Annotated in this window: 20 protein-coding genes and 1 tRNA gene; 11 read left to right on the top strand and 10 right to left on the bottom strand. The window is 73.0% G+C overall.

From position 1 onward, the window contains the following. Window positions 1-21 precede the first annotated feature (21 nt). On the top strand, window positions 22-1,035 hold the full coding sequence (glnII, locus tag J4709_RS17360; protein ID WP_208241926.1) for a glutamine synthetase: 1,014 nt from the start codon (window positions 22-24) through the stop codon (window positions 1,033-1,035). A 212-nt stretch (window positions 1,036-1,247) separates the two neighbouring features. After that, window positions 1,248-1,880 (top strand): hypothetical protein, encoded by a 633-nt coding sequence (locus J4709_RS17365; protein ID WP_208241928.1) that lies wholly within the window; start codon window positions 1,248-1,250, stop codon window positions 1,878-1,880. Here the strand turns inward: J4709_RS17365 and J4709_RS17370 are convergent. The 4 genes from J4709_RS17370 to J4709_RS17385 form a co-directional block, all read right to left on the bottom strand. Further along, complete coding sequence (locus J4709_RS17370) at window positions 1,861-2,730, bottom strand: hypothetical protein (protein WP_307801312.1); 870 nt, start codon at window positions 2,728-2,730, stop codon at window positions 1,861-1,863. The two genes, J4709_RS17365 and J4709_RS17370, sit on opposite strands and share 20 nt — an antisense overlap. Before the next feature lie 59 nt (window positions 2,731-2,789). After that, window positions 2,790-3,242, bottom strand: coding sequence for a universal stress protein (locus J4709_RS17375; protein ID WP_208241930.1), 453 nt, complete (start codon window positions 3,240-3,242; stop codon window positions 2,790-2,792). 34 nt (window positions 3,243-3,276) lie between these two features. Next, on the bottom strand, window positions 3,277-5,181 hold the full coding sequence (locus tag J4709_RS17380) for a RelA/SpoT family protein (protein WP_232383625.1): 1,905 nt from the start codon (window positions 5,179-5,181) through the stop codon (window positions 3,277-3,279). A 189-nt stretch (window positions 5,182-5,370) separates the two neighbouring features. Continuing rightward, window positions 5,371-5,649 carry a helix-turn-helix domain-containing protein gene (locus J4709_RS17385; RefSeq protein WP_208241932.1) on the bottom strand — a complete coding sequence of 93 codons (279 nt, stop codon included), beginning with the start codon at window positions 5,647-5,649 and terminating at the stop codon, window positions 5,371-5,373. A 105-nt stretch (window positions 5,650-5,754) separates the two neighbouring features. Here J4709_RS17385 and J4709_RS17390 point away from each other — a divergent pair, with 105 nt between their 5' ends. The 9 genes from J4709_RS17390 (at window position 5,755) to J4709_RS17430 (ending at window position 8,048) form a co-directional block, all read left to right on the top strand. Then, window positions 5,755-6,000: a helix-turn-helix domain-containing protein gene (locus J4709_RS17390; RefSeq protein WP_208241934.1), complete on the top strand. Its 246-nt coding sequence runs from the start codon at window positions 5,755-5,757 to the stop codon at window positions 5,998-6,000. Further along, window positions 5,997-6,254, top strand: coding sequence for a hypothetical protein (locus tag J4709_RS17395; RefSeq protein ID WP_208241936.1), 258 nt, complete (start codon window positions 5,997-5,999; stop codon window positions 6,252-6,254). Before J4709_RS17390 ends, J4709_RS17395 begins: the two co-directional genes overlap by 4 nt. Further along, window positions 6,242-6,478, top strand: coding sequence for a hypothetical protein (locus J4709_RS17400; protein ID WP_208241938.1), 237 nt, complete (start codon window positions 6,242-6,244; stop codon window positions 6,476-6,478). The genes J4709_RS17395 and J4709_RS17400 overlap by 13 nt, the downstream gene beginning before the upstream one ends. Before the next feature lie 29 nt (window positions 6,479-6,507). Then, a complete protein-coding gene (locus J4709_RS17405; RefSeq protein ID WP_208241940.1) occupies window positions 6,508-6,852 on the top strand; it encodes a hypothetical protein in 345 nt (114 codons plus the stop codon). Continuing rightward, on the top strand, window positions 6,849-7,157 hold the full coding sequence (locus J4709_RS17410; protein WP_208241942.1) for a hypothetical protein: 309 nt from the start codon (window positions 6,849-6,851) through the stop codon (window positions 7,155-7,157). Before J4709_RS17405 ends, J4709_RS17410 begins: the two co-directional genes overlap by 4 nt. Next, window positions 7,147-7,332: a hypothetical protein gene (locus tag J4709_RS17415; RefSeq protein ID WP_208241944.1), complete on the top strand. Its 186-nt coding sequence runs from the start codon at window positions 7,147-7,149 to the stop codon at window positions 7,330-7,332. Before J4709_RS17410 ends, J4709_RS17415 begins: the two co-directional genes overlap by 11 nt. 264 nt (window positions 7,333-7,596) lie before the next feature. Next, a complete protein-coding gene (locus J4709_RS17420) occupies window positions 7,597-7,764 on the top strand; it encodes a hypothetical protein (RefSeq protein ID WP_208241946.1) in 168 nt (55 codons plus the stop codon). A gap of 8 nt (window positions 7,765-7,772) precedes the next feature. After that, window positions 7,773-7,937, top strand: coding sequence for a hypothetical protein (locus J4709_RS17425; protein WP_208241948.1), 165 nt, complete (start codon window positions 7,773-7,775; stop codon window positions 7,935-7,937). Window positions 7,938-7,975: 38 nt separating this feature from the next. Next, a tRNA-OTHER gene (locus J4709_RS17430) sits at window positions 7,976-8,048 on the top strand. Window positions 8,049-8,408: 360 nt separating this feature from the next. On the opposite strand, the gene J4709_RS17440 is transcribed toward J4709_RS17430, so the two are convergent. Genes J4709_RS17440 through J4709_RS17465 form a run of 6 tightly spaced genes read right to left on the bottom strand, consistent with a single transcriptional unit; the run spans window position 8,409 to window position 11,687 of the window. Then, window positions 8,409-9,248: a glycoside hydrolase domain-containing protein gene (locus J4709_RS17440; RefSeq protein WP_232383626.1), complete on the bottom strand. Its 840-nt coding sequence runs from the start codon at window positions 9,246-9,248 to the stop codon at window positions 8,409-8,411. Continuing rightward, the gene (locus J4709_RS17445) at window positions 9,245-9,535 is read right to left on the bottom strand and encodes a hypothetical protein (RefSeq protein WP_208241950.1); all 291 of its coding nucleotides are present in this window, start codon (window positions 9,533-9,535) and stop codon (window positions 9,245-9,247) included. Before J4709_RS17445 ends, J4709_RS17440 begins: the two co-directional genes overlap by 4 nt. 34 nt (window positions 9,536-9,569) lie before the next feature. Continuing rightward, window positions 9,570-10,460: a hypothetical protein gene (locus J4709_RS17450; protein WP_208241952.1), complete on the bottom strand. Its 891-nt coding sequence runs from the start codon at window positions 10,458-10,460 to the stop codon at window positions 9,570-9,572. Window positions 10,461-10,462: 2 nt separating this feature from the next. After that, complete coding sequence (locus J4709_RS17455) at window positions 10,463-10,807, bottom strand: hypothetical protein (protein WP_208241954.1); 345 nt, start codon at window positions 10,805-10,807, stop codon at window positions 10,463-10,465. Continuing rightward, complete coding sequence (locus J4709_RS17460) at window positions 10,804-11,169, bottom strand: hypothetical protein (protein ID WP_208241956.1); 366 nt, start codon at window positions 11,167-11,169, stop codon at window positions 10,804-10,806. Before J4709_RS17460 ends, J4709_RS17455 begins: the two co-directional genes overlap by 4 nt. Continuing rightward, complete coding sequence (locus J4709_RS17465; protein ID WP_208241958.1) at window positions 11,166-11,687, bottom strand: hypothetical protein; 522 nt, start codon at window positions 11,685-11,687, stop codon at window positions 11,166-11,168. Before J4709_RS17465 ends, J4709_RS17460 begins: the two co-directional genes overlap by 4 nt. Window positions 11,688-11,696 lie beyond the last annotated feature (9 nt).

An 11,696-nucleotide genomic window follows, 5' to 3' on the forward strand; every position in this document is an offset into this window, starting at 1 on the left:
CAGTGAGCGAAGGGACCGACGTTGAGCTACAAGGCCGAGTACATCTGGATCGACGGCACCGAGCCCACCGCCCGGCTGCGGTCCAAGACCAGGATCCTGCCCGATGGCGCGGACCTGCCGGACTGGGGCTTCGACGGCTCGAGCACCAACCAGGCTCCCGGGGACAAGTCGGACTGCGTGCTCAAGCCGGTGTTCTCCTGTCCGGACCCGATCCGCGGCGGCGCCCACAGGCTCGTCCTGTGCGAGGTGTTCCTCGTCGACGGCACGCCGCACAAGACGAACACGCGCGCCGAACTGCGCCCGGTCGCGGAGCAGTACGCCGACCAGGACTCCTGGTACGGCATCGAGCAGGAGTACACCTTCTTCAAGGACGGCCGCCCGCTCGGCTTCCCCGAGCGCGGGTACCCGGCTCCGCAGGGCTTCTACTACTGCGGTGTCGGTTCGGACGAGGTGTTCGGCCGCGAGATCGTCGAGCGGCACATGGACGCCTGCCTGGACGCCGGCCTGAAGATCTCCGGCATCAACGCCGAGGTCATGCCCGGCCAGTGGGAGTTCCAGATCGGCCCGGCCGGCCCGCTCGAGGTCGGCGACCACATGTGGGTCGCGCGGTGGCTGCTGTACCGCATCGCCGAGGAGTTCGACGTCTCCGCGACGCTCGACCCGAAGCCCGTCGAGGGCGACTGGAACGGCGCCGGCGCGCACACCAACTTCTCCACCAAGGCGATGCGCGAGGGCTACGACGCCATCATCACCGCCTGCGAGGCCCTCGCAGAGCGCGCGCAGGAGCACGTCAAGGGCTATGGCGCCGACATTGAGCGCCGCCTTACCGGCATGCACGAGACGTCCCCGTGGAGCGAGTTCAGCTACGGCGTGTCGGACCGCGGCGCGTCCGTCCGCATCCCGTGGCAGGTCGAGGTGGACAAGAAGGGCTACATCGAGGACCGCCGCCCGAACGCCAACGTCGACCCGTACGTGGTGGCCCGGCTCATCACCGGCACCTGCTGCGCGGCGCTGGAGAAGGCCGGCCAGGTCTGACGCGGCGACCGGACCGAGCAGGACCCCTGGGGCACGCCCCGGGGGTCCTTGCGTTTCCGGGAACGACGAAAAGGGCCGCGGGGCATCGCTAACGCGATGAACGACGGTATGGCCGGTGACGGGGCCAAACATCTGCAAATTGTTGTGCTTGGGAGAGTTCCCCCTATCGGTGCCGGGTAGCACCTACATCGTTCGCACCGGGGGGAGGGAACATGCCCGACACGCCTTTCGGGCGCTACCCCGGCGGCCTGCCGGGCAGGCACGCCGGCCGTCCTGCGCCACGCCCGTACGAGCGGTCGTTCCGGTGTCCCTCCACGGCGCGGCGGCGCCGGGTCGAGGCTCCGGCGAGGAGGTACCAGGAGTTCGTCGCCCTGCACGAGGAGATCTCGGCCGGGTCGGCGATCCCGCTGCGCCCGCTGTGGTGGGCGGGGACGGCGGCGGCGATGGCCGCCGGCGGCATGGCGTTCGCGGCGGTGATGGGGCTGCGCGGCGTGTTCGGGCTGGAGGTGCCGGTGTTCGCGGGCGGGCACACCGCGGCGGGACCGGCGGCGACGAGCTACGCGCTGTGCGCGATGGCCGGCACGATCCAGGCGACCGCGCTGATGCACCTGCTGCTGGCCACGGCGGCGCGCCCCGTCCGGGCGTTCGCGTGGATCGGCGGGCTCGCCGTGGTGCTGCTGACGATCCTGCCGCTGCTGCTGAACGGCCCGTTCGACGCGGCCGTCGCGACCGCCTGCGTCAACCTCATCGGCGGGACGTCGGTGGTCGTGCTGCTCGCAGGGGTGGTGGCCGCCAGCTCGCGGCCGTTCTGGCCGGACCGGCCGTTCAGGCGCGGCCGACCGTGATGGTCAGCGGCTCCGGCGCGGCCGAGGACGCGACGCGGACGTGCCGGAACCGCCGCCACACCTGCACGTCCACCGGGTCCCCGGGGGCGAGGACGCCGAGCTCGCGGTGCATGCCGGAGAAGCCGATGCACAGCGCGACGTCCCACGTTCCGCGCGGCAGCGGGTCGTCGACGAACGCGCGGGTGACCGGCAGCGCGGCCCGGTAGCCGAGCCGCTCGTCCGACTCCTCCAGCGCGGCGATGACCTCGAAGGTGTCGCGGGTGCGCCGCTCGGTGAGGATCAGCGTCCCGGAGACCGGCATGCTGATCCAGCGCCGGTCGATGTGCCCGGTGATGACGACCTCCTCGCGGCGCTCGTCCCAGGCGACGCCGTCCGCGGCCGTGGTGCCGGCGACGTGCGAGCGGCCGCCGACGTCGATGGACAGCGTCCCGCGCCCGCCGAAGTAGGCGGCGACGGTCACCGCACCGGGCAGGAACCGCCGCTGCGGCGAGGTGTCCAGGCCGGGCGCCCGCTCGGGGCCGAGCTCGAAGACCCGCCCCTCCGGCGGCGACCCGATCGCGAGGTCGACGTCCCACAGCCCGCCGGGCAGCGGCTCGCCGCGCTCGACGGCCGCGACGTCCACCAGCGCCTCGAAGGTGATCAGGCCGTCGTCCGCGGCGGCGGACGCGGGCAGCCGCAGCAGCCCGCCGCCGTCGCGCTCGCGCAGCACCAGCTCCATCTCCGGGACCGCCGGCAGCTCGCCGTCGCGCCTGATCGCGCCGGCGACGCGGAGCGCGGACCCCGACCAGCCGACGTCCGTCAGGTACGGCTCCGCCATCGTCGCCCCCGCCTCGTCCTCCGCACGGTTCACCGGACCACTTCCCCCGCCGCCGCCGTCCAACCTGCCCGCCCCGCCGACCCGCGGCCGGGTCACGGGACGACGGTGACCGGCCAGCGGCCCGTGCGGACCAGCTTCACCGCGACGGAGCCGACCAGCCGGTGCCCGGCCTGCGCGGACGCGCCGACGATCACCGCGTCGGCGCGGGACGCGTCGGCGACGCGGGAGATCACGCTGAACGGGTCGCCCTGCTCGGCGACGAACTCGTAGCGGACGTCGGCGCGCTCGGCGGCACGTTCCAGCTCGCGCCGCAGGTCCCCGGCGACGGCCTCGCCCGCCTCCCGCATCACCGCGGCGCCGCCGGCGGTGAGGGTGGACAGCGCCGCGATCGGCGCGACGTGCACGATGACCAGCCGCGCCCCGCTGCGGCGCGCGAGGCCCCACGCGTACGCGGCGGCGTGCAGGGACGTCTCCGACCCGTCGACGCCCGCCACGATCACCTTCGGCCCGTCCACGCCGTACTCGAACGGTCCCTCGCCGGTCATGCGATCATCACGCGGACCAGGGTAGTCGGGAATGTCAGAGTCGGGTGAAGCGGGCCACCAGGTCGTCGAGGCCGAGCGCGCCGGCCTCCAGCGCGCCGTACATCTGGTCGATCTCGCCGTAGCCGAGGTCGCGGGCGACGGCGAGGGAGTCGCCGCGCGCCTCCGCCGCGAGCAGGTCGAGCTGGCGCTGCGCCAGGGCCCGCACGAGGGTGCGGCGCCCCGCGTCCGCGGCCTCCTCCGCGCGCCGCAGCGCGAGGCTCCGCCGGATGTGCATGCGCGCCGGGACCGTCACGGCGAAGTCCAGCCAGTCCTGTGACGGGGAGCCCGCCGGGTCGGTGAGCACCTCCACCACGTTGCCGCTGCGGACCTGCACCGACATCGGCGCGAGCCGCCCGTTGACGACGGCGCCGATGCAGCGGTCGCCGGTGCCGGCGTCCAGCGCGTAGGCGAAGTCGAGGGCGGTCGCGCCCTCCGGCAGCGGCACGGCGCGGCCGTCCGGGGTGAACGCGGCGAGGTGCCCGGCGGCGAGGTCGGCGCGCAGCCCGTCCAGGAAGTCGGCGGACGGCGCGTTGGACTGCCAGGCCAGCAGCCGGCTCAGCCACGCCAGGTCGCGGCGGCCCGCCACGGCGTCGGCGGTGGCGGCGTCGTCGCGGGCCTGCCGGATGTGCGCGACGATGCCGTACTCGGCGACCGGGTGCATCGCCTCGCTGCGCACGATCACGTCGAACGGGTCGCCGTCCGGGCTGATGACCCGGGTGTGCAGCGACCGGTACATGTTGTCCTTCGGCATCGCGATGTGGTCGCGGACCTGCCCGGCGACCGGGTGCAGCGCGGCGTGCACCGCGCCGAGCGCGATGTAGCAGTCGCGTTCCTCGCCGTCGACCAGCAGCAGGAGCCGCGCCGCCTCGCAGGGCCGCAGCCCGGCGAGGTCGCCGCCGTACGTCACGTGCACCGCGTACAGGTGCGACGGCCTGATCCGGACCCGCGCGCGGACGCCGTGCTCGGCGAGCGCGGCGCGGATCCGCGCGACCGCGGGCGCGAACGCCGGCCCGGCCAGCCGCAGCGCGGCCCGGACGGCGCGCTCGGTCGCGGCGTGCGCTTCGGGGGCGCGCGCGGCGAACGCCAGGTCGTCCATCTCGCGCTTCAGCACGTGGATGCCGAGCCGCTCGGCGAACGGGACGAGCAGCTCCTGCGACGCCTTGGCGTACGGCGCGCGCTTGTGCGCGGGCCGGTAGCGCAGGGTCCGCAGGTTGTGCAGCCGGTCCGACAGCTTGATGACCAGGACGCGCAGGTCGGCCGCCGCGGCGAGCACGATCTTGCGGAACGTCTCGGCCTCGGCGCGCTCGCCCCACCGGGCGCCGTCCAGCTTCGTCACGCCGTCGACGAGGACGGCGACCTCCTCGCCGAAGTCGGCGCGCAGCTCGCCGAGCGTGTAGGGGGTGTCCTCGACGGTGTCGTGCAGCAGCGCGGCGACGAGGGTGGTGGTGTCCATCCCCATCCCGGCGAGGATCATCGCGACGGCCAGCGGATGGGTGATGTAGGGCGCGCCCGACTTGCGGAGCTGGCCGCGGTGCAGGCGTTCGGCGACCTCGTAGCCGCGCAGCAGCTCCGCCTCGTCGCCGCCCGGGCACGCGGACCGGTGCACGGCGAGCAGCGGCGCGACGGCGGGGCGGACGGTCCCGTCCGCGGCGGCGGACCGGGTGCGGCGCAGCGGCAGCCGGATCGGCCCGCGCGGTGCGCGCGGCGCGGTGCCCGGCCCCCGCGCCGGGGCGCCGGGGGCGCGCCGGATCGGCGGGAGCCCGAGCCGGCCGCGCACCGGGGCGCGGGCGCCGGGGGGCGCGGCGCCGGCCTCCGGCGCGGCCTCGGTGGAGACCGTGCCCGCCGGGACCGTACCCGTGGAGGCCGTGCCTGTGGAGTTCACCGGATCGAGGGTCGTCATCGCGCACCCGCCCTGCCGCCCGCCCCGGTAGCGCCCCTGCTACTGGGTGTAACCGACATTATGCGCGACGTCGCGGCGGTGGCGCGAGACCGGGGCGTCCGCGTCGCGCCGGCGCCGCCGGACGGCCGCTGGAGCGTGCCACCGCCGGGCCGGCCCGCACGCCCATTACGGACCCGCCGCGGCGCCCTGTCAAGGCGAATTAACAGACACCGAATCTGCACCCTTCCTCGACGGAGCGTAACCGGAATCCAGGGGCGCGATGAACGTCGAGATCGGGACATTCAGCACGGCGGCAATGGCGGCGAGATCGTTCACGTCCAGCGGTGTCTTTCCGGTCAGCCGGCGGGACATGTAGTGCTCGGTCCAGCCCATCGTCAGCGCCGCCCGGCGGCCACTGATCCTGCGCCTCGCGAGCTGGGCGCGCACCTCCGCCGCAACACTCTCGTGCGGCTGTTCCGTGTGGCTCATAGCGGTGAGCGTATGACGTCCTGCGACCGATGCCTAGCGCTGGACGCGAGATTTAGTTCACGGAGAGGGTTGTGTGACCCTCGCGCTTAGCGCTAGCTTCTGCGCATGGTCGAACAGAACGAGGTCATCGACGACCAGTTCATCGCGTACAAGGTGCGCTACCGGCTGAGCCAGCAGAAGGTCACGCAGGTGGCGCTCGCCAAGGAACTGGGCGTCAGCGAGTTCTACGTCTCGCGGCGCGTCCGCGGCGAGGTCCCGTTCAGCGCCGTGGAGCTGGGCAAGGTGGCGGTCTTCTTGCGCGTGGAGATCGCCTACTTCTTCCCGCCGATCTTGAGCGAGCGTGCGTCGTGAGCGGGGGCCACGACGTGCCCGCGGGCTGGGAGCACGGGCGGCCGGTGATCCCGCCGGACCCGGCCGCCGGCGCGTGCGCGGACTGCGCCGGATGCCCGGTGTGCGTGCGGATGGTCGCGGCGCAGGGCTGCTGCTGCGACCGGCCGCGGGTCCAGCTGCCGGAGGAGTTCCTGACGTCCCGCCGCGGCGTGCGCGTCGGGAACGTGCTCGAGACCGACGGCGCCCCGGACGACGACGAGTGGTGGACGCAGTGAGCTGGCTCGACTGGGTCCCGGCGGCGTGCACGTGGATCGGCCTGCTGATCATCGCGCGCGTCTGGCACGTGCAGGACCGCCGCTTGCGCCGCATGGACCACGAGTTGATCGAGGTGTGGTCGTTGCTCGCGCTGATGCGCCGCGACCAGCAGAAGCGGGACGCCCCGGCGGGTATCCGGGGCGTCCCCCACAACGAGAACCCCTCGGAAGGGGCGACCCCATGATGGCAGAACAGACGAACACCCCGCCGACCATGCGTCAGCGTGTGATGGCGGACGGGATCCGGCCCGGGCAGGTCGCCGCGATCATGGCGCTGCGCGACCTCGCCGAGCGCGAAGACCTCCCGGTGGCGTCGTGGGCGATCGACTCCTGGAGGTCCGAGGACGCGGCGACGCCCACGCTGAACGGCTTCGTGAACCGGCCGGGCGACGAGGAGGCGGCGCGGGAGGCGATCGAGGTGTGGGCGGCGCGGTTCGGTGTCGAGGTGACCGTGCGGCGGCCGCAGACCCACGGCGGACCCACCACGCTCATGGTGAGCTTCATGCACGGCGTCGTGCCGGTCGCCATCGCGGCGAGCGTGCAGGGGCGGGCGCGGTGAGCGCCGACCAGGCGGCGGCCGCGATGTTCGGCGCCGGGATCACCCTGCTGGTGATGGCGGCCGCGGTGGTGTGGGCCGTGGCGCACGTTTACCAGGGTGCGCACGCCGCGCGGCTCGACCGCGAGCGGCGCGACGCGGCCCGGGCCCGCGCCTACCACCGGCTCAGCCCGGACGAGCGCCGGATCTGGCGGACGGGCGAGCACCCGGCCGCGGCCGCGCCGCCGCCCGGGGCGGTGCCGTTCCGGGGCGGTGAGGGGGCGTCCCGGGACGGCGCCGGGAGCTGGAGGACGGCCCATGCTGCGTGACGTGCTGATCTTCGTCGCCGCGCTGATCATCTCGTTCGTGGTGTTCTCGCTGTTCACCGTGCTCGTGCTGATAGCCGCGGCGCGGATGGAGCGGCGCCGGGAGCGCCGGGCGGGCGGCGAGCTGCTCGGCGGCGGCTGGTGGGACGTCGAGGACTCCCGGCCGGACGGCCGATGAAGCGGGCCGCCGGCGCGTTGAATCGCGGCGCGCGCCGGCGGCCGCGGCCCGGGCCGGTAGAGGGCCGGCCCGGGCCGCATTCCAAGACTGCCCGCCCGCGTCATTCCGGCACCAGATCTCCCGTCACGGAGCGCGGGCGGGCTCATCGATGAGGGGCGACATGGAGTGGTTCAGGCGGCGCCGGGTGCCGATCGGGCTCGGCGCGCTGCTGGTGACGATGTGGGGCGCGGCGATCGTCGTGTCCCTGGTGAAGTGAGAGACGAGATGGACGAGAACGAGGCGTTCGAGCGGTACGGCTACCGCGACCCCCACAACGAGCAGTGCGACTACTGCACGTGCTGCAGCCGGGCGCAGTGCTCGTCCGGCCACACGGACGTCTACTGCCCCGAGAACAGCGTCGGGGAGTCCCTCTGCCCGTGCACGTGCGACTAAGGAGCGACATGAAGGCGTACGAGCCGCGGCACGCGCGGCCCGAGCCCGAGCCGGAGCCGGTGAACGTCTGCCCGTTCTGCGAGGACCACCCGGGCTTCGACGACCCGGTGAGCGGGACGGAGTGCCGCCTCTGCGGTGGGAAGGGCTGGCTGCCGCTGCAGCCGGCCGACTGAGCCGGGCGGCCGTCGCCCCCGCTCGGCGGCCACCCTACGCCTGCGTAGCTCAAACGGGAGAGCACCTCCGGGGGGTCGGAGGAGATCCGGGTTCGAGTCCCGGCGCAGGCACGCACACATCACCACGTCGTGCCCGGTGCTGGTTCCCCCTCCACCGGGCCCGCGCGACGGCTGCAACGTCGCGCGGGCGGACAGATAGGGGGCCCTCGTAAGCGAGCCTGCACGAGGGGCGGGCCATCGCCGGCTGATCACCGGCTGATGATCATTAGCGGCAGCCGTGCGGCCATCGAGCCGGACGGCCGGTAGCCGTGGGCGGGTTAGAAAGCGCTTGTGGGTGAAACCCGACCGAGCGAAGCGAGGGAGGGGCCCTCGCCCTGTCCACAGCCCAGGATGCCGCGCCGCAAGATCGTTCGCTATGCAACCGTCCAAATGTGGCTTATGGGACAGGACCCCGTGACGTCGACCGGCGTACTACTGGACGCGCAGGAGCACGGGCCAGGTCGCCGGCCCCACGATCCCGTCCGCGGTGACGTGGCCCCACGCCTGGACGGCCTTGACGGCGGCCGCCGTCGCGGGCCCGAACCGCCCATCGATGGCGACCTCGGGGTGAGAGCGGGCCTGCAGGAGTCCCTGGACGGTCTCGACGGCCTCGCCGTCGTCGCCGGGCTTCACGGTCGGGAGCGCGTGCATGAGGGTCTCCATCCATGTCGGGAGCGCGGCGCCGTCGCCGGCGAGGCGCCATTGCCCGTAGTCCGCGGCCGTCGCGCGGTCGAAGTCGAGGTCGATCCCGGCGATGCGCTCGCCGTTGTCGTACTGCTGCAGCTGCGCGCGCCGGTCCCAGCGGCCGCCCGACCAGGCGTAGGTCTGCCACGCCCAGCGGGCCGCGCCGGCGTCCAGCGCGCGGGAGACGGGCCAGTAGCCGCCGTAGATGCCGACGCGGGCGGCGCCGATCACCGACGCGGCGCCGCGCAGGTAGGCGTTGATCGCGGCCTGCTGGCCGGGCTCGGCGTCGAAGTCGACGGCGAAGTAGATAGGCCGGTCACCGGGCATGCCGCACGCGTGCGCCTGCAGGGCGGCGGCGGCCGCGTCCGCGGCGCCCGCGGCGCGTCCGGCGAGCGCCCGGGTCGCGGTCGATTCCCACACCACGACGATCGCGAGCCCGGCCGCCGAGAGCTCGCGGGCCTCGCCCGCGGTCAGGTTCTTGCCGGTGGTGTCGTGCGAGAGGTACCGGCATGCGAACCGCTTGCCGGCGCGGACGAGCGCGGCCGCGCCCGGCCGGCCCCACGCGTAGTCGACGCCCTCGATGGTCATGACGCTCCCGGGTGGTTGATGATGTGGTCACGGAACCGCTCGGACATGGCGTTCTGGCGCGTCTCGATGCGGTTCACGGCGTCGCGCAGGCTGCCCCCGTGGTTGGGGAGCATCTCGGCGTGCACGCCCTCCAGCGGTGCTTTGATCTGCTCGCGCAGCCAGGTCTTCAGGGGCCGCATGACCCAGCGCAGGACGACCCAGCGCATCACGATGCCGATCGCGGTCAGCGCGGCCGCGAGGTAGCCCAGGTAGATCAGCGCGCTGCCGACGTGCCGTAGATCGATCATGGTTGTCCCTCGTGTCACTCGTGCCACTCGTGCATCAGAACCCGGCGATTGGCCATCTGCAGGGGTCGAGGCTCACCCAGGTCGTTCCGGTGTCGGGGACCTGGATCACCACGTGGCCGTCCGAATGGACGCTGATCTGGCTGTGCTTCCCGCCGGTCCCGGGCGAGCACCAGACGTGATTGAAGGCCGGCCACAGGTTGGAGGGCAGCGCGAAGATCACGGTGCCGTTCGTGGTGGTGCCGCCGGACACGACGCCGGACAGCCCGGCCGTCCCGTCGGCGTACTCGACGAACGCCGCGGGCTGGTAGTTGTTCCCGAAGTTCGTCCAGCCGTTCTGGAACGACGCGGCGGGGACCGGGAAGAGCGCGCCGCGCTTGGCGTACTCGCCGGCCGGGAGCGAGATCCCGGCGTTCGCGGTCAGGGTTACGTTCGTGACGACGCCCGTGTCGTCGGCCGTGAGGACGTTGTTCCCGGCGGTGGGGTCGACCGTCAGGCCGCCGTTGATGTCGACGTCCCCGAAGAACCCGGCGGACGGCGCGACGCCGGGCGAGCTGTCGCCGGACACCAGGAACAGCTGCGCCGGGTCCTGGCCGACGCCGGCGGGCGTGGAGATCTCCAGCGCCGCGTAGGCCGTGCCGGGGCCGGCCGACAGCGCGCGGATGTAGCCGTCGTCGGGGTAGGTCGTCGAGTCCGAGTTGAACACGATGGCGGGCCCGTCGATCGGCGCCGGCGCGTTGTAGATCTTGGTGTACTGGGTGGCGGTGCCGACGTCGACCGAGCCGCGGACGGCCACGTCGTTGAACTCGGCGCTGCCGTCCTTGTTCACCGTCCATCCCTCGCTTGCCGGGACGTAGTTCGGCGAGCGCATCGCCTTGCGGATCAGCGCTTCCGCACCGCCGATGATCGCGTTCGCGAAGCCGCTCATGATCACACGTCCTTCGTTCCGGTGACGGTCAGGGTCGCCGTGGCGGCCGCGTCGCCGCCGGCCCAGGTCGCGAAGACCTTCCACCCGACCCGGATGAGCGTGGCGGCCGCGCGGTCGGTGGCGTCTCCGGAGCTCCCGGAGTAGGTGCCGTCGATGTAGTTCGGCTGCGTGGCGGAGTCGCCGACGAAGATCTGACATTCCGCCTCGTTGATCTTGCTGGAGACCTTCACGGAGATGACGTCCGGGTGCCAGCTCTCGCGCGCCGAGATGGGCCCGATGCTCGCCGTGCCGGCGCCGGTCGGGTCGAGGACGACGACCGCGGTCTCGTTCAGTGGGACCGACGTCATGGCCCCTCGATGATCGCGATGACGTCGACCACGGTCGGCAGGGTCGTCGCCGTCGCCCACACCTCATCGGTGGTCGGGAGGTACTGCGCCTCGAACGAGCTGGCGGAGATCTTGTATGTGCCGTTCCCGTTGGCCTGCGCGTCGGCCTGCGACGCGCCGATCGACACCGGGTTCTGCTCGGGGCGGATCCACGCGTGGATCCGGTTGATGTTGTTCGGGAGGATCTGCTGGACGGGGTCGTTCGCGGTGAGAACGAACGACCGCAGCGACACGCCGCGGCGCCGCGGGTTGATGGCCGGATCCGTCAGCGGCACATCGGATCCGGTCAGATGCACTTTCAGCGGCTCGATTTCCTCGGTCATGCTGCAGCCACCATTCCCGCCGTCTTGGCGATCTTCGTTGCTATGGGAATCGCGTTGGTGATGCGGGCCAGGCCGACCGCGATCAGGATGATGCCGAGCGCCACCTCTCCGACGCGAATCCAGATGTTCGCCTGGAAAAGCGGTTTCAGGACGTCGTAGGTGACGTTCAGGCCCGCGGCGGTCGCGGCCAGGGTCCCTTCGGGCAGGTTCCCGACGCGGGACGCTGCCGGGCCCAGCGCGCCGCCGATCGCGCCGGTCACGGGGGACAGCAGACCTTGCGCCGCGAGGGCCTGGACGTCGCGGTCTCCCAGGGCGCCCGCGATGGTCGAGGCGTCGCCCGGGCTGATCGCGCGGATCTGCGCCAGGTCGCCGGACACCGTGCCGTTGACGGTGAACCCGGCCGATACCCAGTCCTGCGCGGTCTTCTGCGCAAGGGCCGGGTTCTTCGCCGCTACGCGGTTCAGTGCGGCGGTCGCCGCGGCGTACTTCTTCTGCGCGGCGGAATTGGTCGGCGCCATTCCCTTCCC

Origin of the sequence: Actinomadura violacea, from assembly GCF_017573465.1 — a bacterium.
GTDB lineage: Bacteria > Actinomycetota > Actinomycetes > Streptosporangiales > Streptosporangiaceae > Spirillospora > Spirillospora violacea.